The sequence below is a fragment of the Azospirillum oryzae genome, from assembly GCF_008364795.1.
GTDB classification, from domain to species: domain Bacteria; phylum Pseudomonadota; class Alphaproteobacteria; order Azospirillales; family Azospirillaceae; genus Azospirillum; species Azospirillum oryzae.
In genome coordinates, this window is the sequence record NZ_VTTM01000012.1 from 130,409 (window position 1) to 153,655 (window position 23,247).

27 protein-coding genes are annotated in these 23,247 nt (G+C 68.6%); 11 read left to right on the forward strand and 16 right to left on the reverse strand.

Going from position 1 to position 23,247, the window contains the following annotated elements; genetic code table 11:
• Positions 1-57: 57 nt before the first annotated feature.
• Positions 58-744 carry a LolA family protein gene (locus FZ938_RS25150; RefSeq protein ID WP_149201145.1) on the forward strand — a complete coding sequence of 229 codons (687 nt, stop codon included), beginning with the start codon at positions 58-60 and terminating at the stop codon, positions 742-744.
• Positions 745-822: 78 nt separating this feature from the next.
• Positions 823-1,470 (forward strand): HdeD family acid-resistance protein, encoded by a 648-nt coding sequence (locus tag FZ938_RS25155; protein WP_149201146.1) that lies wholly within the window; start codon positions 823-825, stop codon positions 1,468-1,470.
• Between the two features lie 96 nt (positions 1,471-1,566).
• On the opposite strand, the gene FZ938_RS25160 is transcribed toward FZ938_RS25155, so the two are convergent.
• On the reverse strand, positions 1,567-2,220 hold the full coding sequence (locus FZ938_RS25160) for a glutathione S-transferase family protein (RefSeq protein WP_149201147.1): 654 nt from the start codon (positions 2,218-2,220) through the stop codon (positions 1,567-1,569).
• Between the two features lie 85 nt (positions 2,221-2,305).
• On the opposite strand from FZ938_RS25160, the gene FZ938_RS25165 reads away from it, so the two are divergent.
• The 3 genes from FZ938_RS25165 to FZ938_RS25175 all read left to right on the forward strand — a co-directional run bounded on the left by FZ938_RS25165 (position 2,306) and on the right by FZ938_RS25175 (position 4,914).
• The gene (locus FZ938_RS25165; protein WP_149201148.1) at positions 2,306-2,809 is read left to right on the forward strand and encodes a winged helix-turn-helix transcriptional regulator; all 504 of its coding nucleotides are present in this window, start codon (positions 2,306-2,308) and stop codon (positions 2,807-2,809) included.
• A 194-nt stretch (positions 2,810-3,003) separates the two neighbouring features.
• Entirely contained in the window at positions 3,004-4,005 is a 1,002-nt protein-coding gene (gene qhpR / locus FZ938_RS25170; protein WP_149201149.1) for an AraC-like transcriptional regulator QhpR, read from the forward strand.
• Between the two features lie 78 nt (positions 4,006-4,083).
• The gene (locus tag FZ938_RS25175; protein WP_149201150.1) at positions 4,084-4,914 is read left to right on the forward strand and encodes an AraC family transcriptional regulator; all 831 of its coding nucleotides are present in this window, start codon (positions 4,084-4,086) and stop codon (positions 4,912-4,914) included.
• Positions 4,915-4,942: 28 nt separating this feature from the next.
• Here the strand turns inward: FZ938_RS25175 and FZ938_RS25180 are convergent, their stop codons facing one another.
• The 4 genes from FZ938_RS25180 to FZ938_RS25195 form a co-directional block, all read right to left on the reverse strand.
• On the reverse strand, positions 4,943-5,533 hold the full coding sequence (locus FZ938_RS25180; protein ID WP_211101159.1) for a LysE family translocator: 591 nt from the start codon (positions 5,531-5,533) through the stop codon (positions 4,943-4,945).
• A gap of 10 nt (positions 5,534-5,543) precedes the next feature.
• A complete protein-coding gene (locus tag FZ938_RS25185; RefSeq protein WP_149201151.1) occupies positions 5,544-5,954 on the reverse strand; it encodes a DUF2000 domain-containing protein in 411 nt (136 codons plus the stop codon).
• A 108-nt stretch (positions 5,955-6,062) separates the two neighbouring features.
• Positions 6,063-6,419 carry a Lin0512 family protein gene (locus FZ938_RS25190; protein WP_149201152.1) on the reverse strand — a complete coding sequence of 119 codons (357 nt, stop codon included), beginning with the start codon at positions 6,417-6,419 and terminating at the stop codon, positions 6,063-6,065.
• A gap of 146 nt (positions 6,420-6,565) precedes the next feature.
• Positions 6,566-7,390, reverse strand: a complete 825-nt coding sequence (locus tag FZ938_RS25195) for a Crp/Fnr family transcriptional regulator (protein WP_149201153.1) — start codon at positions 7,388-7,390, stop codon at positions 6,566-6,568.
• 246 nt (positions 7,391-7,636) lie between these two features.
• On the opposite strand from FZ938_RS25195, the gene FZ938_RS25200 reads away from it, so the two are divergent.
• Positions 7,637-7,885 carry a hypothetical protein gene (locus FZ938_RS25200; protein WP_149201154.1) on the forward strand — a complete coding sequence of 83 codons (249 nt, stop codon included), beginning with the start codon at positions 7,637-7,639 and terminating at the stop codon, positions 7,883-7,885.
• A 27-nt stretch (positions 7,886-7,912) separates the two neighbouring features.
• Here FZ938_RS25200 and FZ938_RS25205 read toward each other — a convergent pair whose 3' ends face one another.
• From FZ938_RS25205 to argH, 6 genes are all read right to left on the reverse strand, one after another.
• Entirely contained in the window at positions 7,913-10,261 is a 2,349-nt protein-coding gene (locus tag FZ938_RS25205) for a hybrid sensor histidine kinase/response regulator (protein ID WP_149201155.1), read from the reverse strand.
• Between the two features lie 8 nt (positions 10,262-10,269).
• Positions 10,270-11,490, reverse strand: coding sequence for an ABC transporter substrate-binding protein (locus tag FZ938_RS25210; RefSeq protein WP_149201156.1), 1,221 nt, complete (start codon positions 11,488-11,490; stop codon positions 10,270-10,272).
• A 246-nt stretch (positions 11,491-11,736) separates the two neighbouring features.
• A complete protein-coding gene (locus FZ938_RS25215; RefSeq protein ID WP_149201157.1) occupies positions 11,737-12,162 on the reverse strand; it encodes an OsmC family protein in 426 nt (141 codons plus the stop codon).
• A gap of 152 nt (positions 12,163-12,314) precedes the next feature.
• Positions 12,315-13,574 (reverse strand): diaminopimelate decarboxylase, encoded by a 1,260-nt coding sequence (lysA, locus tag FZ938_RS25220; RefSeq protein ID WP_149201202.1) that lies wholly within the window; start codon positions 13,572-13,574, stop codon positions 12,315-12,317.
• 35 nt (positions 13,575-13,609) lie between these two features.
• Positions 13,610-13,804, reverse strand: a complete 195-nt coding sequence (locus tag FZ938_RS25225) for a hypothetical protein (RefSeq protein ID WP_149201158.1) — start codon at positions 13,802-13,804, stop codon at positions 13,610-13,612.
• Positions 13,801-15,249, reverse strand: a complete 1,449-nt coding sequence (argH, locus tag FZ938_RS25230; protein WP_174757045.1) for an argininosuccinate lyase — start codon at positions 15,247-15,249, stop codon at positions 13,801-13,803. Before argH ends, FZ938_RS25225 begins: the two co-directional genes overlap by 4 nt.
• Positions 15,250-15,338: 89 nt before the next feature.
• On the opposite strand from argH, the gene FZ938_RS25235 reads away from it, so the two are divergent.
• The 3 genes from FZ938_RS25235 (at position 15,339) to FZ938_RS25245 (ending at position 17,313) form a co-directional block, all read left to right on the forward strand.
• A complete protein-coding gene (locus FZ938_RS25235; RefSeq protein ID WP_246457299.1) occupies positions 15,339-15,974 on the forward strand; it encodes a TlpA family protein disulfide reductase in 636 nt (211 codons plus the stop codon).
• Positions 15,975-16,034: 60 nt separating this feature from the next.
• The gene (locus FZ938_RS25240) at positions 16,035-16,829 is read left to right on the forward strand and encodes a cyclic nucleotide-binding domain-containing protein (protein ID WP_149201160.1); all 795 of its coding nucleotides are present in this window, start codon (positions 16,035-16,037) and stop codon (positions 16,827-16,829) included.
• Positions 16,830-16,944: 115 nt separating this feature from the next.
• On the forward strand, positions 16,945-17,313 hold the full coding sequence (locus FZ938_RS25245) for a hypothetical protein (protein WP_149201161.1): 369 nt from the start codon (positions 16,945-16,947) through the stop codon (positions 17,311-17,313).
• A 4-nt stretch (positions 17,314-17,317) separates the two neighbouring features.
• On the opposite strand, the gene tenA is transcribed toward FZ938_RS25245, so the two are convergent.
• From tenA to FZ938_RS25260, 3 genes are read right to left on the reverse strand one after another with little or no spacing between them, the layout of a single operon-like run.
• A complete protein-coding gene (gene tenA / locus FZ938_RS25250) occupies positions 17,318-18,004 on the reverse strand; it encodes a thiaminase II (RefSeq protein ID WP_149201162.1) in 687 nt (228 codons plus the stop codon).
• A gap of 49 nt (positions 18,005-18,053) precedes the next feature.
• The gene (locus tag FZ938_RS25255) at positions 18,054-18,905 is read right to left on the reverse strand and encodes an ABC transporter permease (protein WP_149201163.1); all 852 of its coding nucleotides are present in this window, start codon (positions 18,903-18,905) and stop codon (positions 18,054-18,056) included.
• Complete coding sequence (locus tag FZ938_RS25260; RefSeq protein ID WP_149201164.1) at positions 18,892-19,728, reverse strand: ABC transporter ATP-binding protein; 837 nt, start codon at positions 19,726-19,728, stop codon at positions 18,892-18,894. Before FZ938_RS25260 ends, FZ938_RS25255 begins: the two co-directional genes overlap by 14 nt.
• Before the next feature lie 84 nt (positions 19,729-19,812).
• On the opposite strand from FZ938_RS25260, the gene FZ938_RS25265 reads away from it, so the two are divergent.
• On the forward strand, positions 19,813-21,198 hold the full coding sequence (locus tag FZ938_RS25265) for an ActS/PrrB/RegB family redox-sensitive histidine kinase (RefSeq protein ID WP_246799102.1): 1,386 nt from the start codon (positions 19,813-19,815) through the stop codon (positions 21,196-21,198).
• A gap of 9 nt (positions 21,199-21,207) precedes the next feature.
• Positions 21,208-21,804: an ActR/PrrA/RegA family redox response regulator transcription factor gene (locus FZ938_RS25270; RefSeq protein WP_014189610.1), complete on the forward strand. Its 597-nt coding sequence runs from the start codon at positions 21,208-21,210 to the stop codon at positions 21,802-21,804.
• Positions 21,805-21,899: 95 nt separating this feature from the next.
• Here FZ938_RS25270 and FZ938_RS25275 read toward each other — a convergent pair whose 3' ends face one another.
• On the reverse strand, positions 21,900-22,088 hold the full coding sequence (locus FZ938_RS25275; protein WP_246457300.1) for a YgaP family membrane protein: 189 nt from the start codon (positions 22,086-22,088) through the stop codon (positions 21,900-21,902).
• Positions 22,089-22,471: 383 nt separating this feature from the next.
• On the reverse strand, positions 22,472-23,155 hold the full coding sequence (locus FZ938_RS25280; RefSeq protein WP_149201166.1) for a Crp/Fnr family transcriptional regulator: 684 nt from the start codon (positions 23,153-23,155) through the stop codon (positions 22,472-22,474).
• Between the last annotated feature and the right edge of the window lie 92 nt (positions 23,156-23,247).

Consider the following 23,247-nt stretch of genomic DNA (forward strand, 5'->3'; position numbering starts at 1 on the left):
GACGCCTTATGTCCGCCTCATCGCCCGAGTAAGGATCATGGGCCACTCCGACCAAGGATGAAGATCGTGCTTCGCCGCCTTTCCCGCTCTCTGCTGACCGGCGCCCTGCTGTCCGCCGCTCTTCTGGCCCCGCTGCCGGCCCTGTTCGCCTCGCCCGCCGAAGCCGCGCCGGCCACCCCGGTCTCGCTGTCGGCGCAGGATCAGGCGGTCGTCGCCAAGGTGGAGGAGTATCTGAACGGCATCACCACCCTGCAGTCGAAGTTCCTGCAGGTGGCGCCCAACGGGCGGCAGGCGACCGGCACCTTCTATCTGTGGCGGCCCGGCAGGATGCGGCTGGAGTATGACCGGCCGCTGAAGGACTTCATCGTCGCCGACGGCACCTTCGTCTTCTATTGGGACGGCGAGATGCGCCAGCAGTCGAGCGCGCCCATCGGCTCGACGCTCGCCGACTTCATCCTGCGCAAGAACATCCGGCTGTCGGGCGACGTCACCGTCACCGACGTGTTCCAGGCCCCCGGCGTGATCGAGGTCAGCCTGCTGGAGAGCAAGGATCCCGGCAAGGGCACCCTGACCCTGGTGTTCGAGGATCATCCGTTCCAGCTGCGCAAGTGGCGGGTGCTGGACGCCCAGGGCACGACGACCGAGGTGGCGCTGCTGAACCCGCGCACCGACGTCACCTTCGACCGTGACATGTTCTATTTCAAGGAGCCGCAGCGCGGGTCGGATTTCGGCCGCAACAACTGACCGGCCTATCAGAGAGCGGGCAACAAAACCCTTCTCCTCCTGTTGTCTTGTCGCGCGACCGGCAACAGGAGGCGTTCCATGTCCTACGATCAGGCACATCAGACCGGAACCGACCGGACGGGAGTCGAGCCGGCGGGCCGCCTGCGCAGCATGAACATGGTGCTGGCGCGCAACTGGTGGGCTCTGGCCCTGCGCGGGGCGGCGGCGATCCTGCTGGGGGTGTTGGCCCTGCTGATGCCGGGCGTGACGGTGGCGACCCTGGCGCTGACCTTCGCCGCCTATCTGCTGCTGGACGGCGTCTTCGCCATCCTGGCCGGCATCCGCGCCTCCCGCCACCATGAGCGCTCGCTGCCCTTCATTCTGGAGGGGGTGGTCAGCCTGGTCGCTGGCATCGTCGCCGCGCTGTGGCCGGCCGCCAGCCTGTTCGCGCTGGTGTTCCTGATCGCGGCATGGTCGGTCATCACCGGCTTCGCCGAGGTGATGGGCGCCTGGCGGATGGACCGCACCCATGGGAAATGGGCCTGGGGCGTGGCCGGCCTGCTGTCGATCCTGTTCGGGCTCAGCATGTGGGTGCTGCCGGCGCTGGGGCTGCTGGCGCTCGCCTGGGGTGTCGCGGCGTACCTGATCGCCTTCGGGGTGCTGGCGCTGGTGACCGCCTTCCGGCTGCGGCACTGCCATCGGGAGAACAACTCCCCGGGCGGCGGCGGGATGACGGCGGCGGTCTGAGCCCGTGATCTCGGCCATATCCGGAGACCGCCTGCCCAGAGATCGCCTGCCCAGAGATCGCCTGCCCAGTGGTCGCCGGCATGCGCTCTCCGCCGGTCAGTCGCGATCGGGCGCGCCGAGCGGGAAGTAGGACCGGTAAGGCCGCCCTTCGTCGACGGCGCGCGCGATGGACGGCCGCGCCAGCAGGCGCGAGCGATAGTCCCGCAGCCTCGGGAAGCCGGGGCCGATCCGGTGAACCCAATCGGCATAGAAGAGCGACGGGGCCGCGGCGCAGTCGGCCATGGTAAAACTCTCGCCTGCCGCCCAGCGTCGGCCCGACAGCCTCTCCTCCAGCCAGGCATAGGCCGTATCGAGATCCCGGCGGGTCTTCTCCTTGACCTCGTCCAGCCGCGTCGCGTCCGGTCGCAGCGATTCGAACACCGGCGCCTGCATGGGCGTCATGATGTAGTTGTCGAAGAAGCGGTCCATCAGCCGGACCTCCAGGGCGGCGTCGCCATCCCCGGGCAGCCAGCGGACAGGCCCGGCATGGTGGAGGTCCAGATGCTCGATGATGATGCTGGATTCCACCACCGTGCGGCCGTCGTCCACCAGCACGGGAAAGCGACCGAGCGGCCACAGCGCCGCCCGCTCCGCCGCCGCGTCCGGATCCTCCAGATTGCGGTAGGTGAAGGGAATGTCGTTCTCCCACAGCGCGATCAGCACCTTCTGGGAATAGGAAGAGAAGGGATGTGCATAGAGCGTCAGCGACATCGGGGCACCTCCAACCGCTTGCGATTTGCAAGCAGTTGAAAGCTACCGCGACTGATCCTACTTTGCAAGCGGAAGGAGACCGGTCTTGCAGGACGCACATCGATCGGGGTGTCCGATCAACCTGACGCTGGAGGTCCTGGGCGACCGCTGGAGCCTGATCGTCATCCGCGACATCATTTTCGGCGACCGGCGCCGCTATCGCGAACTCCTCACCCGCTCGGAAGAGGGTATCGCTTCCAATGTCCTGGCGGACCGGCTCAAGCGGCTGCTCGCGGCGGGCCTGCTGACCAAGTCCGACGACCCGCGTCACCGGCAGAGCGCGATCTACAGCCTGACCGAACCGGCGATCCAGCTTGTGCCGTTGCTGGCCCAGATGGGCGCATGGGGGCGGCGGCATGCGCCTGCGTCCAGAGAGCTGTCGATCCGCGCGCAGCTTCTCGAAGAGGGCGGCCCGCCCTTGTGGGACGCGCTGATGGGCGAATTGCGCGCGCGTCACCTGGATGCCGAGGCAAGCGGCTCGCCGGTCCGGGAGTCTGTCTTGCAGCGGCTGAACGCTGCCTACGAAGCGATCCGGCAGGCGCCGGGCTGACGGGACTGCCGCTCTCCCACGCGATCGTAAGGCGATCGTATAATTTCCTAAGCAAACCAATTCTGGCAGGCTGAACTCCGGCACGATGTTTGCTGCGCTGCGGCAAAACGGCTGCGAGGGGCTGTGTCATGACGCCGCACCGACCGACTATTGGGCAGACTGCCGGCCAGCTTGGCGATGGCCGCACAGGTTCTGTGCAACACAACATCCTGGCCGCCGCCGCGTCCGGGGTGTCGAACTTCATCGCCGGGCAGGGGGGCTGTCCCGACCGGGTGTTCCACCGCGCCGGCGTTGAGGAGAGGGCGTTGGGCCAGCCGACGGTGGCGCTCGACCTCCGCGCCTATGTGGCGATGATGGAGGTGGCTGCGGCGGAGACCGGCAACGACAATTTCGGCCTGCTCTACGGCCGGCAGTTCCAGCCGGAAATGCTGGGTCTGATCGGCTCCATCGCGCTGGCCGCTCCCACTCTGGGGGCCGCGCTGGACCATCTGGCCCGGCTGTTTCCCTTCCACCAGCAGGCGACCGAGACCCGCTTCGTCCGCGAGGGCGAACTGTTGCGGCTGGAATACCGCATCCTCGACGGCCGCATCGTCGAGCGGCGGCAGGATGCCGAGTTGACCATGGGCATGTTCGCCAATGTGGTGCGCGCCTGCCTCGGCCCGAACTGGATGCCGGAGGAGGTGCATTTCGAGCATCCCAAGCCGGAGGGCTGGCGCCAGCATCAGGCGCTGTTCGACGCGCCCGCCCATTTCGGCCAGCGCACCAACGCCATCCTGCTGCGCGACCGCCATCTGGACCGCCGCATGCCCGGCGGCGACATGGCGCGGCTGACCGGGCTGTGCGGCACGCTGATCGACATCGCCCGCGGCACCGGCACGCCGCCGCTGCTCGACCGCGTGAAGGCGGAGGTGCGGGCGCGGCTGCCGGAAGGTCCGCCCTATGTCGAGGACATCGCCGACCGGCTGGGCATCGCCCGCTGGACCCTGCAACGCCGGCTGGCCGACGATGGCCTGAGCTTCTCCGATCTGGTGGAGGGGGTGCGGCGCGATCTGGCGGCGGTCTACATCCGCCAGCGCCACGTCCCCATCGCCGACATCGGCGCCCTGCTCGGCTATTCGGAGGTCAGCGCCTTCAGCCGCGCCTTCCGGCGCTGGTTCGGCGCGTCGCCGGCAATGATGCGCGGGGGCAAGGGCTGAAGCGGCAGCGGATGGCGGTCGCGAGCCTCCTGTCATAAGATCGGTGCCGGGAAATTTCCGGGGCAGGACAGGTCCGGCATGGCGCGCGCATCGACGAATCGGCACCGCTTCTGGCGGGACCCCTCGCTTCCGCATCTGGAGGCGCGGAGCATCGAGGAGGGGCAGGAGGTCAGTTACGGCTGGCACAGCCACCCGACCTTTTCCATCGGGCTGGTCACCGGCGGCGTCAGCGACTTCCGCATCGGCGCCGACTGCCACCGGATCGCCGCCGGCACCGTCGTGCTGATGAACCCCGACGAGGCCCATGTCTGCAACCCGCTGGACGGCCGGCCATGGTCCTATCGCATGCTGCATGCCGATGCCGCATGGCTGGCGGCGCTGGAGGGGGAGGCGGCGTTCCGGCCCTTCGCCCCGCATCTGAGCCGCGATCCGGAATTGGCCGGTCGGCTGGAGCGGCTGTTCGGGCTGCTGTTCGATCCGCTTCCCGACTGCGCCGGGAAGGAGGCGGCGGTCCGGGCCTTCTTCGCCGGGCTGCGGCAGGCGCTGGGCGGTGAACGATATGGCGGACTGCCGGCCGGCGCGGATCGGGGCGGCGAGCATGCGGCGCTGGACCGGGCCGCCGCCTTCATCTCCGCTCATTGCACCCGGCCGCTGCGGCTGGGCGAGATCGCCGAGGTCTCGGGCCTTTCGCCCTCATATCTGGTGCGGTCATTCAAGGCGCGCTACGGGCTGACGCCGCACGCTTACCAGATCAACCGCCGCATCCAGTTCGGCCGGCGGGAGCTGCAACGCGGCCGCCCGATCGTGGAGGTCGCGCTGGATGCCGGCTTCGCCGATCAGGCCCATTTCCAGCGCGCCTTCAAACGGCATGTCGCCGCCACCCCCGGCCAGTACATGCGCCGGGAGTGAAAGGCCGGCACGAAGGCGGGGGTGGCGATCAGGCGGCGATGCCGATATGGATGGCGCTCGCCGCCAGCAGGGCGGCCATCGCACGGTTGAACAGCCGCATCCGCCGCCCATCCGCCAGCAGATGGCGCAGCCGGGCGCCTGCATAGGCCCAGCAGCCGACGGACAGATAACAGATGACGAAATACAGCCCGGCGAAGATCCAGAGTCGGGCAGGATCGTCCCCGGCATAGGCACCGACCCCGGCCAGCGCCGCGACCCAGGCCTTGGGGTTCAGCCACTGCATGGCGGCGCCCTGAAAGACCGAGGGAGCCGGGGGTGGTTCGTCGTCGGCGATCGCGCCGTCGCTCCTCCACAGCTTCCAGCCCATCCACAGCAGGAAGGCCACGCCCGCCCAGCGGGTCAGCGCAGCGGCGGCGGGCCAGCCGCGCAACAGCTCCGCCAGTCCAAGCCCGGCCAGCACCAGCAGCAGGACGAAGCCCAGTGTGGCGCCGGCGACATGGCGCAGGGTGGCGCGCAGGCCGTGGGAAACTCCGCTGGACAGCGCCACCACATTGACCGGGCCGGGAGAGATCGAGGCGGCCAGCGCGAAGCCGGCCATCGACAGGTAGAGCGTCATCATTGCCACCGCCCTACTTCAGCAGCGGCAGCGAACCGGTCAGCGAGCGCACCAGCGCCGCCGGGCCGTGGAGGCAGAGGCCGAGATAACGCAGCTCCTCCTGCCGGGTGGCGGCGAGCCGCCGGCTGTAATCGTCGTAGCTCTTGGCGCGCTGGGCGACGTCGGTCATGCCGATCACGCCCAACCCCTCGGCCTCGCGCTCCGCCGCGGTCCGGCGCAGGTCGCGCAGGCCGTCGGCGTCCGACACCAGGATCGGCATCACGATGGAGGTGATGCCGGGATGGCCGACGCCGTCGGCATCCTGCAGGTCGCAGCCCACCAGTTCGGGCCGCAGTTTCCCCAGAGTCATCGACAGGGCGGCGGCGGTGTTGGCGATCAGCCCCGGCGGCAGGGCGCGGTCGATGATGAAGGCACAGCGTGTCACGTCCGGCATTCCCTTTGTTGGACGAAGGTCAGGCCGGGGACTGTCGTGGATCGGGCGGGGGCCGGTATTGAAGGAAATCACCCACTGCCCGGCCCCTGTCGCCGCCGTTCAGATGCCGACCTCCACCGCCGCGTTGACGACGTAGATCTGCTCGTTGCGGTCGTTCTTGTCGGCCAGGAAGATGCCGCTCGGCGCCAGCATGCCGCCGCTGGTGACGTGGATGCTGACGGCGCCATAGGGGAAGACGGCCTTCACCGCCTCGTGGTCCAGCCGGTCGGCATCGGCCGGCACGGCGAGGTGGACGCGCACCTGCATCCTGCCGGTGTCGCCGTCGACCAGGGCGCGCATGCCGGGCATGGAGTTGCGCTCTATGGCGTTGCGCACGGCGCGGATGGCGGCCTTGGTCACGTCCTGGCCATGCAGATCCACCCCCATGCCGAGTTCCACGAACATCACCTGTTTCATCGCGTCGGGCCTTCCATGGCTGTCGGTCGTGGCTGTTGATCGACGGGGATGATGGCGCGTGGACCCGGGAAGGGCCAGGGGTGGCGGGGGGAATTTCGGGGGGTGGAAGGCGCCGGCCCCCCGCCTCGCACCGAACCGGACTCCCGTCACGCCTTCGAGCGGATTTCGCTGTCCATCTTGGCGCCGTTGTGGTGGTGGGCGCCGGAGAAGGCGCGCTCTAAGCGGCGGGGCGCCCGGATCAGGTGGAGGTACAGTTCGTCGAACTGGCCGACGGAGGCGAGCTGGCGCACGTCGTTGACGGTGATCCGCTGGCCGTTCAGCTCGATCAGGCCGCTGTCGCGCAGCCGCCGCAGGGTGCGGTTGATGTGGACGATGCTGAGACCCAGCGCATCGGCCAGGATCTCCTGCGTCACCGGCAGGACGAAATGCCCGTCGGTCACCATGTTGACGATGCTGAGGCGGCGCAAAAGCTCGACGATCAGATGGGCGGTGCGCTCCAGCGCGGTGCGGCGGCCCAGGCTGAGCAGCCGTTCTGCGACGATGGCCTCCTCCCGCGCGCCGGACCAGGCCAGCGCGGCGGCAAGGCGCGGGAAGGACCGGAACAGCTCGCCGATCTTCTCCGGCGGGAAGCTCGCCACCTCGACCGGGGTCAAGGTGGTGACGCTGTGGTCGGCCGATTCGAACAGGGTGCAGTACATGCCGATGATGTCGCCCGGCAACACGAAGTTGACGACCTGGCGCCGTCCGTCGGGCAAGGCTTTGTGGCGGATCGCCCATCCCTCCCTCATGACGCGGACGTCCCGATATCTTTCGCCCTGTTGGAGAAGATCGGTGCGTGGCGGCACGCGATCGATCGTCCTTTCCAGATCGGCAAGATACATCTTTTCCTCATCCGACAGGACGAGGTAGCTGCTCAATTTGAGCCACAATGGAGTGGACTCTAGGGCGCGGCTCGCCGGGGCGCGAGTCATGGTCGTCTCTTTGCCTTCTTTGTCCTAATATTGGCGTTTCGATAAACGGGCGCGCCGTTGAACCGGTTCCGCGATGTCTCGAACGTTTAGGGTTTTCAGGCGAGGCAGCCACAACATAGGTTAATCGGCCCGATATTTTTCTCGAACGGCCTGTGACGCGCAGCCGACCCGTGTGTTGTTCCCTATGCAATTGGACCTACCGGCGGTTTGGCCGGGCGGGGCGGAGAACCAAATCGAACGGGGGGCATGATGACGTCGGAGGAAGAGGCGGCGGGTATGGCCGCTCTCTCGATTTGTGAATCGCTGGTGATCGCCATGGTCGAAAAGGGCCTCCTCACGGTCGAGGAGGCACGGGGCGTGCTCGAGGACGCCGCTGCCGCCCATCTGCGGCAGGAAATGCCGGAACCGGCAAGCCTGCGTCAGGAGTTGGCGGTACGCTTCATCGAGCGTCTCGCCCTTCAGGTGGACGCCGCCGGCCACTACGGTCGCAGCTGACGCACGGGTAAGGGCGGACCGGCGCGATCAGTCCTGCAGGATGGTCGAATTGCGCCGGTCGCCGGTCTCCGGCCGGCCGGTGGGCTGGTCCGTCAGGGAATCGCTCAACAATTGCGCGACCTCCTTGGCGGCGATCGGCTTGTGCAGGATGCGGTAGCCGCTGGCCTCGGCATCGGCGATGCGTTCTGGTGCGGTGTCGCCGGTCAGCACGACGCAGGCCGGGGCGGGAAATCCCCGCTCCCGCAGAGCGGCTTCGACCGCACGAAGGGCCTCCAGCCCGGTGGCGCCCGCCTCCAGCCGGTAATCGGCGATCACCAGATCGGGCGGGCGCGGCTGGTCCCGCAGCAGTCGGAGCGCGTCGGCGGCGCTGTCGGCCGCGGTCACGCGCCAGCCGAAATCCTCGATCAGCAGGGTCAGCCCCTCGCGCACCAGCGGATCGTCGTCGATCACCAGGGCGGTTCCGCGTCCGGGTTCCGGCGCCTGTTCCGCATTGGGTGCCCCGGATGCCGCCGTGGCCGCCGGCAGGGCGGAGGTGGGGATGTCCAGCGTGAAGCAGGACCCCTTGTTCGGCCGGGACGCGACATGCACACGGTAGCCCAGCAGCCGCGCCAGCCGGTCGACGATGGCCAGCCCCAGCCCCAGCCCCTTGCCACGGTCGCGGGTGGGGTTGGAGATCTGGTAGAATTCGTGGAAGATCCGCTCCAGATGCTCGGGCGGGATGCCGATGCCGGTGTCGTAGACCTGGATGCGCAAGGCCCCCGGACGATGGCGGCAGCCCAACAGGATGCGGCCGTGGTCGGTGTAGCGCAGCGCGTTCTCCACCAGATTGCGGATGATCCGTTCCAGCAGCGCCGGGTCGGCGTTCAGCGTCACGTTGGTGGGGACGCTGCGGAAGGCGACGCCCTTCTCCGCGGCGCGCAGCCGGTATTCTCCCTCCAGCCGGGCGAAGATGGTGCCGAGCGACACCGCCTGGATGTTGGGGGAGACCGTGCCGGCATCCAGCTTGGAGATGTCCAGGATGGCATCGAGCAGGCGGCACAGCGCGTCCATCGACGCCTCGATGCTGCCGACCAGCGATGCCGCGGGATGGTCGCCCAGCCGGATCGCCAGGGCGGAGGTCAGCAGGACCAGCGACTGCACCGGCTGGCGCAGGTCGTGGCTGGCCGCCGCCAGGAAATGCGTCTTGGCGGCGTTGGCGCGCTCCGCCACCATCAGCGCCATCACCGCCTCCTGGCGCGAGCGCTCCTCCTCGTTGCGGGCGCTTTCCGCCTCGGCGCGGGCCTGTTCGGCGCGCTCGGCCAAGGTGCGCTGGATGGTGATCTCCTCCGCCGCGCGCATCTCGCGCTCGCGCTGGATCGCCGCGATGTGGTCCAGCATGGCGTTGAAGCCGCGCGCCAGCGCCGAAACCTCGTCGTTGCCGCGCACCCGGGCGCGCTGCCCGGTGAAGCCGTCGGTGGCGATGGCGCCGGCCAGCCGTTCCAGTTCGCGCAGGGACCGGGTCATGTGGTTGCCGACGGCGCGGCTGCCGATATAGATCGCCAGCAGGGAGAGGATTGCCACCAGACCATAGGCGGGCAGCATCCAGGACAAGTGCGCCGTGGTCGGCGTATCCGGCGCCTCCAGCCGCAGCTTCAACCCCAGCTTCGCCAGCCGTTCCGGCACGGTCAGCGGCACCGTCACCGCCATCATGTCGGGCCGAACCGGCGGGGGCGGCCCGCTGCCGTGGAGAAGCTCCGCCTCCGGATGCAGGACCAGGGAGTCGAGCGGCACCTTGTAGAGCAGCGCCCCTTCCGGCGAGGCGGTGCGGGAATAGATCAGCATCTCCGCCGCCAACAGGAACTGGGTTTCGCCCTCCTGCACCACCCTGGCGGCGGGCTTGCCGGCGGCGATGGCGGCGCGCAGCCAGGCCATGTCGGCCGGCCCAATGGCCAGCGGGGCGACATGGCGCCCGTTGTCGGCGATCGGCTCGCCTTCGAAATCGGTGAAGACCAGCGCCACCGGCACGCTGGCGATGTGGTTGAAGCTGCCCAGGAAGGGGATCAGATAGGTCTCCTTACCCGCCGAATCGACCAGCGCCGTGGCGAGCACGCTGTTTTCGGTCAGTTCGCGCACCGTCGTCACCAGCGTGGACAGCAGCCCTTCGGTCTGGCGGGCGGCGAGGCTGGCGTTCGCCTCCACATTGGCATGGTGCTGGCGCACCAGATGGCGGCTCGACACCAGATACAGGCTGGCGCCGATCAGGATGGCGATCAGCACGCCCAGCGCCAGCGACACCAGCGCGAAGCGGCGGGCCAGCCGCCCGGACGTCAGCATCCGCTGGGCGACCCGGGGGATGGTGCCGTTGTGGATCGGGCCGGTGGGGTTTGGATCGGTCATCCGTGCCCTCAATCCACCGGAACCAGCACGCCGTCGGCGCGGAAGCGGGCCATCAGCAGGTCGTCCGGCCCCAGCGCCTCGTGCCGGCCGGGGGCGAAGGGACGGTCGTAGTCGCGGGTCACCCCGTGATAGGGGCCGACCTGTTCCAGCGCGTCGCGCACGGCGGCGCGGTCGGTGGTGCCGGCGCGGTCGATGGCGAGCGCCAGGATGCGGGTCAGATCATAGGCGTGCAGGAATCCCACCGGCGACACGATGTCTTCCGGCCGGTGGATGTCGAACAGGCGTCCGGCGGTGTCCAGCACCGGAGCCAGCCGGTCCTTGGGGATGCGGAAGGGGCTGAAGGTCTGGACCACGCTGAAGTCCACCTCCTGCAGGGCCGGCCCGGCCTGTCCGACGAAATCGCCACCGGTGACGCCCCAATGGCTGAGGATCGGCAGCCGCCGCGCCGGCGGCAGGGCGGCAACCTCGCGCACCAGCACGGCGGCCTCGTCGTCGTTGGCGACCAGCAGGATCGCCTGGGCGCCGGCATCGGCCAGCGCCTTGTACTTGTCGATCAGGGTGCGGTCGCGCCAGTTGTACCAGGCGGTGCCGACCAATTCCGGCGTCCTGTGCCGCACGAGGTGGCGGTTGGCCGCCTCCAGGTTGGAGCGGCCCCAGGCGGTGTTGGTCAGCAGGAGCCCGACGCGGGTCAGGCCGCGGTCGGTGGCACGCTTCAGCAGGAATGGCATCGCCAGGCTGTCGCGCAGCGACAGGCGGAAGATGTAATTGGGCTCCATCCCGTTGTCGACGATTGCGTCGGCCGACGACCAGGGGGCCAGGAACAGGGTGCGGGTCTGTTCCAGGATCGGCAGTTCCTCGATCACCACCGGGCTGAACCGGCCGCCGAAGACGGCGACCAATCCGGGGATGGTGGCCAGTTCCCGGATGTTCTTGATTCCGCGGGCGGAAATCGAGCGGTGTTCGCGCGTGACCAGCGTCAGCGGCCGGCCGCCCAGAACACCGCCGCCGCGGTTGATGTCGTCGATGGCTGTCAGGATCCCGCGCTCGATCGATTCGGCCGAGGTGCTGTTGTTCAGCCCGAATTCGCCGTCCAGCGCCAGCACCACCGGTTCCCCGGCACTTTGCCGCTCCACCTGCCCGGCGGCGCCAGCCGGTACTGCCGCAAGCGAAAGCGCGAGGGCAAGCAGAACCAGAATTGGGCGGAACAGGCGGAGGACTTCGGAAAACATTGACCGTCGTTCGATTGGATCGGCGGACGGAAGATCGGCTCCCGCACGCGTAACGCGGCACTATGGGTGGGTGGACCGGCGGGGTCAATCTGCCCTTCGGCCGAGCAGCGGATGCGGAACACCTGTGCCGTTGTGGCAAGTTGCTTGTCGGCAGCGCTCATTATTATCGCAGGGGGCAAAATTGCGACAGGCGCGCCATCCGGCGGTGGGCGGCGCGCGCCTGTCGGGTGGATCGGACCGGCTTGCTCAGACCAGTTTGGCGGTCAGGCTGATCTCGGTTCCGGCCAGCGCCTTCGACACCGGGCAGTTGGCCTTGGCGCCATTCGCCTGCTCCTGGAAGGTGGCCTCGTCGATGCCGGGGATTTCCGCCTCGCACTCCAGCTCGATCCGGCTGATGGCGAAGCCGGCGCCGGCCTTCTCCAGATGCACCTTGGCGGTGGTGTGGACGCGGGTCGGCGTGTGTCCGGCCTGACTGAGTCCGGCCGACAGCGCCATGGAGAAGCAGCCGGCATGCGCCGCCGCGATCAACTCCTCAGGATTGGTGCCCTGGCCGTTCTCGAAGCGCGACGGAAAGGAGTAGCTGCCTTCGAAGGCGCCGCTGCCCAGCCGCATCTTGCCGCTGCCCGATTTCAGGTCGCCGCGCCATTCGGCATCCGATTGCCGCATCGCCATGGTGATGTCTCCCCTTGCTGGTCATGGTCGGACCGGCCCGCCGCCATCGCGGGGACCGGTCGAGCCTGACCTAGGGCCATCGACCGCGGCGGCCAGCCGCATACTCCCTTCGCGCCGCCTTCGCGCTGCCGGTCCTTTACAGCCAGCGTTTTCTAAAGCCAATCAGGCACGCGCTCGGCCGCCAGCATCTCCTCCACCGTCGGGCGGGGGCGGATGACGGAGAAGCGGTCGCCGTTGACCAGCACCTCCGGTACCAGCGGCCGGGTGTTGTAGGTCGAGGCCATCACCGCGCCATAGGCGCCGGCCGACAGGAAGGCGACGAGGTCGTCGTCGGCCAGCGGCGGCAGCGGGCGCTGCAGGGCGAAGGTATCGCCGCTCTCGCACACCGGGCCGACCACGTCGTAGGGCTCGGCAGCGGCCCCTTCGGCCGGCTCCGCGACGGGCACGATGCCGTGATAGGCGTCGTACAGCGACGGGCGGATCAGGTCGTTCATCGCCGCGTCGACGATGGCGAAGCGGCGGTGCAGCCCCTGCTTCACATAGATGACGCGGCTGACCAGGATGCCGGCGTTGCCGACCAGCGAGCGGCCCGGCTCCAGCGTGATGCGGCAGCCGAGATTGCCGGTGATGGAGCGCACCATCGCGGCATAGTCGGCCAGATCGGGCGGCGCCTCGTTCTTGTAGGTGATGCCGAGACCGCCGCCGAGGTCCAGGCGCTGGATGTCGTGGCCGTCCTCGCGCAGCTGGTGCAGCAGGGCCGCCACCCGCTCGTAAGCGGCGCGGAAGGGGGCGAGGTCGGTCAGCTGCGATCCGATATGAACGGCGATGGCGACCGGCTTGATGCCCGGCAGGGCCGCGGCGCGGCGGTAGATCTCGCGCGCGTGGTCATAGTCGATGCCGAACTTGTTCTCTTTCTTGCCGGTGGCGATCTTGGCGTGGGTCTTGGCGTCGACGTCCGGATTGACGCGGAAGGCGATGGGAGCCTCCACGCCCATGGACGAGGCGATCTGGCTCAGCGCCTCCAGTTCCGGCACCGATTCGACGTTGATCTGGTGGATGCCGGCCTCAAGCGCGGCGCGCAGGTCGTCGCGGGTCTTGCCGACGCCGGAAAAGACGATGCGTTCCGCCGGGATGCCGCCGGCGAGCGCCCGCTTCATCTCGCCCACCGACACCACGTCGCCGCCGGCGCCCAGCTTGGACAGGGTGCGGATGACGGCGAGGTTGGAATTGGCCTTCAACGCATAGCAGACGCCGGCGTCCTGGCCGGCGAAGGCGCCGGCATAGGCGTTGTAGTGCGATTCCAGCGCCGCGGTGGAATAGAGGTAGAAGGGGGTGCCCACCTCCCGCGCGATATCCTCCAGCGACACGGATTCGGCGTGCAGAACGCCGTTGCGGTAGGCGAAGACGCTCATCGGCGAGCCATTCGGAGAACCGGGGCGGGCGGCGTTCATGGGAACTGCACTCCGGAACCGGCCGGCTTGGCGGGCTTCGGGTCCTGTGAGGGGTTGGGGTAGGTGCGCGGGAACGGATCGACCTGACCTTCCGGAACCGGGCTGTCGACGAATTTCGGCTTCTTGCCGCAGCCCGCCAGCGCCAGGGCGCCGGTCAGGGCGAGGATGGTCAGGGTCAGACTGCGGTTCACAGGAAACGCTCCCGGGCGGCCTTCACCGCCTCCTGCACGCGGACGGGGGCCGGGCCGCCGAAGCTCGTGCGGCTGTTCAGCGATGCCTCGATGCTCAGCGCCGGATAGACGGCTTCGGTGATGCGCGGCTCGATGGCCTGCAACTCTTCCAGCGTCAGGTCGGTCAGGCCGACGCGGCGGTCCTCCGCCGCCTTCACGGCGCGGCCGGTGACGTGGTGCGCCTCGCGGAAGGGCATGTTCAGCTCCCGCACCAGCCAGTCGGCGAGGTCGGTGGCGTTCAGGAAGCCGCGGTCGGCCGCCTCGCGCATCGCCGGGACGTTGGGCTGCATGTCGCGCACCATGCCCTCCATGGCGGCGATGCACAGCGCCAGCGTGTCGTCGGCCTCGAACACCGGCTCCTTGTCTTCCTGCATGTCCTTGGAATAGGCCAGCGGCAGGCCCTTCATGGCGATCAGCAGGCTGTTCAGGCTGCCGATCACCCGGCCGGCCTTGGCGCGCACCAGCTCCGCCGCGTCGGGGTTCTTCTTCTGCGGCATGATGGAGGAGCCGGTGGTGAAGGCGTCCGTCAGCTTGATGAAGCGGAACTGGGCCGAGCACCAGATCACGATCTCCTCGGCGAAGCGCGACAGGTGCATGGCGCAGATCGACGCCGCCGACAGGTATTCCAGCGCGAAGTCGCGGTCGGACACCGCGTCCAGCGAGTTGGCGGTCGGTCGGTTGAAGCCCAGCGCCTCCGCCGTCATGAAGCGGTCGATGGGGTAGGGCGTGCCGGCCAGCGCGGCGGAACCCAGCGGGCATTCGTTCAGCCGGCAGCGGGCGTCGCGGAAGCGGCTGCGGTCGCGCCCGAACATCTCGACATAGGCCAGCAGGTGATGGGCGAAGCTGATCGGCTGCGCCGCCTGCAGGTGGGTGAAGCCCGGCATCACCGTCCCGGTGTGCTGCTCCGCCAGATCGATGAGCGCGGTCTGCAGGGCGGTCAGGCCGGCGATGGTGCGGTCGATGGCGTCGCGCACCCACAGCTTGAAGTCGGTCGCCACCTGATCGTTGCGCGAGCGGCCGGTGTGCAGGCGCTTGGCCGGTTCGCCGATCAGCTCGGCCAGCCGGGCCTCCACATTCATGTGGATGTCCTCCAACTCCACCTTGAAGGTGAAGCTGCCGGCGTCAATCTCTGCTTTCACGCGGTCGAGGCCGTCGATGATGGCGTCGGCGTCCGCCTGGGTTATGATGCCCTGCTTGGCCAGCATCGCGGCATGGGCCTTCGACCCGGCGATGTCCTGGTCGGCGAGACGCTTGTCGAAGCCGATGGAGGCGTTGATCTTCTCCATGATGGCGGCGGGGCCGCGCGCGAATCGCCCACCCCACATCTGGCTGGCGGCGGGTGCGGCGGCGCCGGTGGTGGCGCCGGTGGTGGTGGCGGAATTCGGCGGGGTCTGATCGGCGCTCATGGGGACGGATACCGGGGCATTCGGGTGAAGGGGAGCGAGGAAGCGTGAGTATGCGGACTTTGGCGGCCGTCGCAACGGTTTGTGTGTGCATGGCCGGGGCCGGCCTGTGGTGGAGCGCCGGTGCGGCGCCGAACCCCGGCTCGGGCGCCCCCGAGGTGGTGCGGCTGGGCACGCCGGACGCGCCTGCGGGCGGCGTCATGCCTGTCGCCTCCACCGGTGCCGACAAGCTGGAGAAGTTCAAGGGGGCGGAGCCGAAGCCGATGCCGCCGCTGTCCTTCGTCGATGCCGAAGGCCGGAAGGTCGATCTGGCCGATTTCAAGGACCGGGTGATCCTGCTGAACCTGTGGGCGACCTGGTGCGGGCCCTGCGTGAAGGAGATGCCGTCGCTCGACCGTCTGCAGGGCCAGTTGGGCGGCGACGCCTTCCAGGTGGTGGCGCTGTCGCTGGACCGCGGCGGACGGACGGCGGTGGAGCCCTTCTACAAGAAGACGGGGGTGGAGCATCTGACGGTGTTCCTCGATCCCGGATCGGAATCGATGAAGGCGCTGTCGCTGCGCGGCCTGCCCACCACCATCCTGGTCGATCCGGAGGGGCGCGAGCTTGGCCGCGTCGAGGGGGCGGTGGAGTGGGATTCGCCGGAGGTCGTCGCCTTCCTGCGCCAGTTCCTCGGTCATGGTGGCGGGCCGGCGCGCGGCCGCGGCGGGATGATGAAGACGGGCGGCTGACGGTTTTCCGGTGATGGGGTACTCTGACGCTTCGTTTATCCGCCTGTCCCGAGCCTTTCCATGACGCAATCCGCCTCTCCCGGCCCCAAGCGCTACACCATCGGCCCCGGCATCGTGATGATGCGGCAGGGAGAGCGCGCCGACCGGGCGTGGCTGATCGAATCCGGCGAGCTGGAGGTTCTGCTGACCCTGCCGGACGGCGGCATCCGGCGGCTGAGCGTCGTCGGCAAGGGCGCGGTGGTCGGCGAGATGGCGCTGATCGACGATGGCGAGCGCAGCGCCACCGTGCGTTCGCTGACCGAGGTGTCTTGCGTCGAGGTGACGCGGGAGGCCTTCCAGGGCTTGCTGAAGCGCAGTCCGCCGCTGGCGTCGTTCCTGCTGCAGAGCCTGATCGCCGCCATCCGCCGCGACTATGGCCTGCCGGCGGTCGAGCGGTACGGCAATGCGGTGGATTTCCGCTCCACCAACTCCTTCCAGAAGGTGGTCGACCGCCGGATGATCCGCGAGGGGCATGTCTTCTTCGGCCCCAACGAGCCGGTGAACGCCGCCTATCTGATCCAGTCCGGCCGCGTGGCACTCCGCCCCGGCCGCGGCACGCTGGGTGACGACATCGCGACCCTCGGGCCCGGCCGCCTGTTCGGCGAGATCTATCTGCTGACCGGACGCCAGCCCGACGTCACCGCCGTGGCGATCGCCGGCGGCATCTGCGAGGTCATCGACAAGCGCAGCTTCGAGGACGCGGTGGCGGCGATGCCGCCGATCCTGAAGTCGCTGGCCCGGATCTACATCGCCCAGCTGACCAAGAAGGCTTCCGCCCCGGCAGGTGCTCCCCCGTCCGCCGAGAAGGCCGGCTGAGGCGGGGATCGGACTTGGTGCTGGATTTGCCGGGGCATCTGGTGGAAAACAGCGCCTTCGCGAATTTTGCGGTGCTCCGGCCCAATCGAGGGGGTGCGCCATTCAGGGAGACAGCATGTTCACTGCCGCCAGCTTCCGCGTCGGCGACCGCGTGACGATCCGCAGCGGCCAGTCCATTCCGCAATCCATCGCAACGGTGGAACGCTACACCGAGGGCGGCCGCTGCATGGTCCTGTCCGACGGCAGCGAATGGCGCGCCGACGGGCGCCGCCAGTGGAGCTTCCGCGGCGGCTACTACAAGGGTCCGGTGGTGGAGCCGTTCGAGGCCGGCGACGACGAGTTCATCGCCCGCCGCCGCGCCATCGGCGCCATCCGCAAGTTCGGTGACGGCCTGACCATGGACTCTCCGCTGAGCACCGAGGCGCTGCAGCGGATTCTGGAGGCGGTGGACCGGGAGAAGGCGGCGGCCGGCAAGCAGGGGTGACTCCTCACCCCGCGAGCGTCATGCCCATTTCCCAGAAATCGGCTTCCAGCCGGCAGGCTTGGCGGAAGATGGTGGCCAGACGGGGGAAGCGTGCCTCCGTCATCCCGTCCGCCGCCAGCCGGTCCAGGTTCTCCCGCGCCGCCTGCGCCACCTCCTGATAGGCCTCGCCCGCGTACTCGGCGATCCAGACGCGGTACGGGTTGGTTTCGTCCAGCGCACCCGGCAGCGCGGCCAGCCGGCGGCCGATCTCGGCATAGCCGATGACGCAGGGGCTGAGCGCCACATGCAGATCCAGCAGGTCGCCGCGCAGCCCGGTCTCCAGCACATAACGGGTGTAGGCCATCGTCGCCTTGGCCTCCGCCGCCTGTTCCAGCTCGGCGGCCGGCAGGCCCCAGCCGGCGCACAGGCCGACATGCAGGTCCATCTCAACGTCGAGGATCGCCTTCAGCCCGGCAAGCGACGCCCGCATCTCGCGCAGGTCGCGGCCCTTGTAGATGGCGAGCGCATAGGCGCGGGCGAAATGGATCAGGAACAGGTAATCCTGCACCAGATAATGCCGGAAACACGCCTGCGGCAGAGTCCCGTCGCCCATCCCGCGCACGAAGGCGTGGTCGACATAGGCCGACCAGTCCGGCCGCGCCTCGGCGACGAGCCGGTCGAACAGGTCAGGGCTGCGGGTGTGGGCGGTCATGGTTGCGGTCTCCGATGCGGCTGACGGAAGCGGGCGGACACTCTACCCGCTATTCGCCGGTTTGCAGCAAGGCCCCGCGTACGCGCGCCTGATGGAAGGCGTACAGGAACACCGCGATGCCGCCCGCCATGTAGAGCACGTTCAGCCCGACCGCCCAGGCCAGATGGTCCCAGCGCAGGACGCCGTCGAACACCAGTGCCCGCATGCCCTCGAACACATGGGCCGACGGAAGGGCCAGCGACACCGGCTGGAGCCACGCTGGCAGGACCGAGACCGGGTAATAAACGGCGCTGACCGGGGCCAGCATGAAGACGACGATCCAAGCCAGCCCCTCCGCCCCCATGCCGTAACGCAGGATCAGCGCGACGATCAGCAGACCCAGCGACCATCCCAGCACGATCAGGTTGGCGAAGAAGGCGGCGAGCGGCAGACCCAGCGCGTAAACCGAATAGCCGAAGAAGGGAATCGCCAGCGCCGTCGCCGGCAGCACGCCGATCAGGGTGCGCAGCAGGCTCATGGTCATCAGCGCCGTCACCCACTCGCCGGGGCGCAAGGGGCTGACGAACAGATGGCCGAGGTTGCGCGACCACATCTCTTCCAAAAAGGAGATGGAGACGCCGAGCTGGCCGCGGAACAGCACGTCCCACAGCAGAACCGCGCTGACCAGAACGCCGGCGCCCTGCGCCACCCAACCGCTGCCGCCGCCGTTGGTCGAGGCCATGAACTGGTTGATGTAGCCCCACAGGATCATCTGCATGGTCGGCCAATAGGCCAGCTCCAGGATGCGCGGCCAGGACCCGCGCAGCAGATACCAGTAGCGCAGCACCATGGCGCCGACCCGCCGCAGCGAGAAGTCGGCCCTTGGAATGGCATGGGGGATCGCCGCCTCATTCGGCTGCATCGGCGGCCTCCCCGGCCAGGATCCCGCCATCGGATGCAGCCCCGCCCGAGGCGCGGGCGATGTCCAGGAAGACCTCTTCCAGCGTCTGGCGGCCATAGCGGGCGACCAGTGCAGACGGCGCGCCGCGGTCGACGATCCGGCCCTGCCGCATCATCAGCACGCTGTCGCACAGGCGCTCCACCTCCAGCATGTTGTGGGAGGCGAGCAGGATGGTAGCGCCGGTGCGGAGGCGGTACCGCTCAAGATATGTCCGGATCCAATCGGCGGTGTCGGGGTCGAGCGAGGCGGTCGGCTCGTCCAGCAGCAAGACTTCCGGATCGTTCAGCATGGCTTTCGCAAGGGCAACGCGGGTTTTCTGCCCCGCCGACAGCCCGCCGGACGGGCGATCGAGAAAACGCGACAGGTCAAGATGCTCGGCCAATTCTCGGACGCGCTTTTTGACGCATGTCAAACCGTAGAGGTGGGCATAGACGGTAAGGTTCTCCCGCACCGTCAGCCGATGGGGCAGCTCGACGTAGGGGGAGGAGAAGTTCATGCGCGGAAGCACGGCATGCCGGTGGCGCGCCATGTCGACGCCCAGGATCTCCACCGTCCCGGCCGTCGGCAGCAAAAGCCCCAGCAGCATCGAGATCGTCGTCGTCTTGCCCGCCCCGTTGCCGCCGAGAAGTCCGGTGACGCTGCCGCGCGGCACGGTGAATGCGATGGCGTCGACCGCCGTCACGTCCCGTCCGTCGGGAGCCGGGAAGCGCTTGGTCAGCCCGTCCGCCCGGATGGCGGGTGATAAAGCGGCCGAAGGGCGGGAAGTGATGGTTGGCTCGGTCATGGGCACAGAATATGGCGGCGTCAGCCGCAACCGCCAGGGGCATACGATCCAGATGCATGCAGGCCGGGGACAAGGATCATGGTGATGATGGCCAGCGCGCTGACCGCGCCGATCCCGGCCGCTCCGCCGCCGCAATGGGCGCAGCCCGACGGCCGCATCACGTTGCGCACGCTGATCCTGATCCGCTGGGTCGCGGTGCTGGGACAGCTCGCCGCGGTGACCTTCGTCAATCTCGGCCTGGGCTTTCCGCTGCCGCTGGGGCCGGTGCTGGCCGCCATCAGCGCGTCCGCCCTGCTGAACGTGGTGGCGATGGCCCAGCGCGGCGGCCGGCTGCGGCTGGCCGACCGCGATGCCGCGCTGTATCTCAGCTACGACATGCTGCAGCTGACGCTGCTGCTCTATCTGACCGGCGGGTTGAGCAACCCCTTCGCCATCCTGCTGCTGGCGCCGATGACCGTCGGTGCGGCCATCCTGTCGCGTTACAGCACGGTGCTGCTGACCGGGCTGAACCTGATCTGCCTGACCGCGCTCGCCCTCTGGCACTTTCCGCTGCCGTGGGAGGAGCCGGTGCGCTCGATGGCGCCGCTCTATGCCTTCGGCGTCTGGCTGTCGCTGTCGGTGTCGGCGGTCTTCATCGCCGGCTATGTCTTCCGCGTCGCCGCCGAGGCGCGGCGCTTCGCCGACGCGCTCGCCGCCTCGCAGGTGGCGCTCGCCCGCGAACAGCGCCTCGGCGCGCTGGGTGCGCTTGCCGCCGCCGCCGCGCATGAGCTGGGCTCGCCGCTCGGCACCATCGCCGTGGTGGCGAAGGAACTGGCGCGCGACCTGCCGCCCGACAGCCCCTATGGCGAGGATGTCGAGCTTCTGCAGAGCCAGGTGATGCGCTGCCGCGAGATCCTGGCCGATCTGGCGCGCAAGCCCGAGGCCGACGGCGGCGATCCGTTCGAACGGCTGCCGCTGACCACGCTGATCGAGGCCGCCGCCGCTCCGCACCGTCTCGGCCACATCGACTTCGTCGTGGAACCGCATCCGGTCGGCGAGGCGGAGGAGCCCTTCCTGCGCCGCAGCCCGGAGATCATCCACGGCATCGGCAACTTCATCCAGAACGCCCACCAGTTCGCCCGCCACAAGGTGACGGTCGCCGCCGCCTGGGACGGGCGCGGCGTCACCATCACGGTGATGGACGACGGTCCGGGCTTCCCGCCCCATCTGCTGGGCCGCATCGGCGAGCCGTACCTGTCGGTGCGCGGCGAACGCTCCGGCCCGAAGGGGCAGACGGGCGGCGGGCATATGGGGCTCGGCATCTTCATTGCGCAGACGCTGCTGGAAAAGACCGGCGCGACCGTGCGCTACACCAACAATCCGCCGGCCGGCACTCCGCCCGCCGACCAGACCGCCGGCGGGCATGCCAACCAGGGCGGAACGGGTGCGCGGATTTCCGTGCGCTGGAAGACCATCAACGCCAAGAAATGAGGTTTTACGGTGGACACCCTCAAAACAACCGATGACCTGCTGTCGGGCGATGCCGTCAAACTGACATTCACTGGCGACGTCACCCGCAGCCTCCTGATCGTCGACGACGACGCCCCCTTCCGCACGCGGCTTGCCCGCGCCATGGAAAAGCGCGGCTTCAACGTCGTCGCGGTCGACTGCGTCCAGCTCGGCATCGAGGTGGCGCAGGAATCCGCCCCCGCCTTCGCGGTGGTCGACCTGCGGCTGGGCGACGGCAACGGGCTGGACGTGGTGTCGGCCCTGCGCGACGCCCGCCCCGACGCCCGCGTCGTCATGCTGACCGGCTATGGCAACATCGCCACCGCCGTGGCCGCGGTGAAGGCTGGCGCCGTCGATTACCTGCCGAAGCCGGCCGATGCCGACGCGGTGGAATCGGCGCTGCTGGCCGATGGCCGGCCGCTGCCGCAGCCGCCGGAAAACCCGATGTCGGCCGACCGCGTCCGCTGGGAACACATCCAGCGCGTCTTCGAACAGTGCGACCGCAACGTCTCCGAGACCGCGCGCCGTCTGAAGATGCACCGCCGCACCCTGCAGCGCATCCTGAACAAGCACGCCCCGCGCGCCTGAAGATTCGCGGCTTCGGCCGAGGTTCTTGGTCAGGAAACGCGAACGGCCCGCCCCGGAAGGGAGCGGGCCGTTCGCATGTCCGGTCGCCGCACCGGTCAGGCGGTGCGGTCTTCCGTCCGGCAGGTCTTGATGCCCAGCAGCGTGTAGGCCGGGCACATGCCGACGACGGCGGTCAGCAGCGGCACCAGTCCGACCAGCCCCCACAGGGTCTGCGGCCCGACGACGGTCAGCGAAATCAGGATCAGCCCGACGATGGCGCGCAGCGCGCGATCAACCGGGCCCATGTTGCGGCAATTCATGGCGGCACCTGTCATGTGTGGATGTTTTCGCCCACACAACTACGCCTGGGCCGCTATTCCGTCTGTGACGGAATCACATTGGAGAGACCGCAGCGTGGTCCTGCCAAGAGCCGGATACCGATGACTCCGGCCCGTCTTCAAGAAGTTCAATCATGCGCCGTTCAACCCGCAGAAGCACTTCGCGGGCGGGCAGATTGTGGCATTCACGGCTGTGGTCGCGGATTTGTCGGATCACACAGACGGCGGCGGTATCGTGACGGTGCGGCATGACTCGTCCCCCGTCCAAAAGGATGGGTAATCCTATCCTGTTTCTCATATGCTGTTAAGCACAAAATACGTATACAATACATTTTTCCATGCAATAGATCTCACCGCTCCTCCGCCAGGTCCTGCAGGGCCGCGGGGTCGAGCACCTGGATGCGGCCGCGCGACAGGGATACGAAACCGCGGCGCTCGAACTCCTTCAACTGGCGGCTCACCACCTCGCGCGCGGTGCCCAGTTCCACCGCAAGTGCCTGATGGGTGATGTCCAGCCCGCCGGTCGCGTCGCGGCGGTCGGCCAGGAAACGGGCTAGCCGCAGGTCGACGCGGCCGAAGGCGACCTCCTCGATCAGCATCATCATGCCGGTCAGCCGGTTGCCGAAGGACGCGAAGACGAAGTCGCGGAAGGCGGCGGAGCGCGCAACCAGATCGTGGAAGGGGCCGGCCGCCAGCGCCACCGCGTCGATGTCGGTCTCGGCGACCGCCTCGGCGCTGTAGGGCTTGTCGGTCAACAGGCAGGAGGTGGTGACGATGCAGGTCTCGCCGCGGCCGACGCGGTACAGCACGATCTCGCGCCCGGTTTCCGATGCCATCTGCACCCGCACCGCGCCGTCGAGAACCATCAGGAAGGTGTGACAACGGTCGCCGGCGCGGAACAGGACGGTTCCGCGCGGAACGTTCACCCGCCGGCCGGCGTTGGCGAAATGAGCCGCCTGATCCGGATCCAGCTTCGCCAAAGTCGGGAAAAGTGCCGGGATTTCCGCGGTCCAGCCGGTGCGATCGAACGTCATGGAACCTGTCCTTTCGAGTAACCCCCATTATCCCCGGTCCTGCATCGACGGTCCATACTGCACTGCAACAGGGTCAGGAAGGCTACCCACTG

Excerpts from the sequence above, each read along its gene's own strand:
- FZ938_RS25180 (WP_211101159.1), bottom strand. The coding sequence starts at position 5,533 with ATGATGACGCTCTACCTGTCGATGGCCGGCTTCGCGCTGGCCGCCTCG.
- tenA (WP_149201162.1), bottom strand. The coding sequence starts at position 18,004 with ATGACCGCCCACACCCGCAGCCCTGACCTGTTCGACCGGCTCGTCGCC.
- FZ938_RS25175 (WP_149201150.1), top strand. The coding sequence starts at position 4,084 with ATGGCGCGCGCATCGACGAATCGGCACCGCTTCTGGCGGGACCCCTCG.
- FZ938_RS25215 (WP_149201157.1), bottom strand. The coding sequence starts at position 12,162 with ATGGCGATGCGGCAATCGGATGCCGAATGGCGCGGCGACCTGAAATCG.
- FZ938_RS25205 (WP_149201155.1), bottom strand. The coding sequence starts at position 10,261 with ATGACCGATCCAAACCCCACCGGCCCGATCCACAACGGCACCATCCCC.
- FZ938_RS25260 (WP_149201164.1), bottom strand. The coding sequence starts at position 19,728 with ATGACCGAGCCAACCATCACTTCCCGCCCTTCGGCCGCTTTATCACCC.
- FZ938_RS25240 (WP_149201160.1), top strand. The coding sequence starts at position 16,035 with ATGACGCAATCCGCCTCTCCCGGCCCCAAGCGCTACACCATCGGCCCC.
- FZ938_RS25275 (WP_246457300.1), bottom strand. The coding sequence starts at position 22,088 with ATGGGCCCGGTTGATCGCGCGCTGCGCGCCATCGTCGGGCTGATCCTG.
- FZ938_RS25255 (WP_149201163.1), bottom strand. The coding sequence starts at position 18,905 with ATGCAGCCGAATGAGGCGGCGATCCCCCATGCCATTCCAAGGGCCGAC.
- FZ938_RS25245 (WP_149201161.1), top strand. The coding sequence starts at position 16,945 with ATGTTCACTGCCGCCAGCTTCCGCGTCGGCGACCGCGTGACGATCCGC.
- FZ938_RS25190 (WP_149201152.1), bottom strand. The coding sequence starts at position 6,419 with ATGAAACAGGTGATGTTCGTGGAACTCGGCATGGGGGTGGATCTGCAT.
- FZ938_RS25200 (WP_149201154.1), top strand. The coding sequence starts at position 7,637 with ATGATGACGTCGGAGGAAGAGGCGGCGGGTATGGCCGCTCTCTCGATT.
- FZ938_RS25265 (WP_246799102.1), top strand. The coding sequence starts at position 19,813 with ATGATGGCCAGCGCGCTGACCGCGCCGATCCCGGCCGCTCCGCCGCCG.
- argH (WP_174757045.1), bottom strand. The coding sequence starts at position 15,249 with ATGAGCGCCGATCAGACCCCGCCGAATTCCGCCACCACCACCGGCGCC.
- FZ938_RS25235 (WP_246457299.1), top strand. The coding sequence starts at position 15,339 with ATGGCCGGGGCCGGCCTGTGGTGGAGCGCCGGTGCGGCGCCGAACCCC.
- FZ938_RS25150 (WP_149201145.1), top strand. The coding sequence starts at position 58 with ATGAAGATCGTGCTTCGCCGCCTTTCCCGCTCTCTGCTGACCGGCGCC.
- FZ938_RS25160 (WP_149201147.1), bottom strand. The coding sequence starts at position 2,220 with ATGTCGCTGACGCTCTATGCACATCCCTTCTCTTCCTATTCCCAGAAG.
- FZ938_RS25155 (WP_149201146.1), top strand. The coding sequence starts at position 823 with ATGTCCTACGATCAGGCACATCAGACCGGAACCGACCGGACGGGAGTC.
- lysA (WP_149201202.1), bottom strand. The coding sequence starts at position 13,574 with ATGAGCGTCTTCGCCTACCGCAACGGCGTTCTGCACGCCGAATCCGTG.
- FZ938_RS25210 (WP_149201156.1), bottom strand. The coding sequence starts at position 11,490 with ATGTTTTCCGAAGTCCTCCGCCTGTTCCGCCCAATTCTGGTTCTGCTT.
- FZ938_RS25195 (WP_149201153.1), bottom strand. The coding sequence starts at position 7,390 with ATGACTCGCGCCCCGGCGAGCCGCGCCCTAGAGTCCACTCCATTGTGG.
- FZ938_RS25280 (WP_149201166.1), bottom strand. The coding sequence starts at position 23,155 with ATGACGTTCGATCGCACCGGCTGGACCGCGGAAATCCCGGCACTTTTC.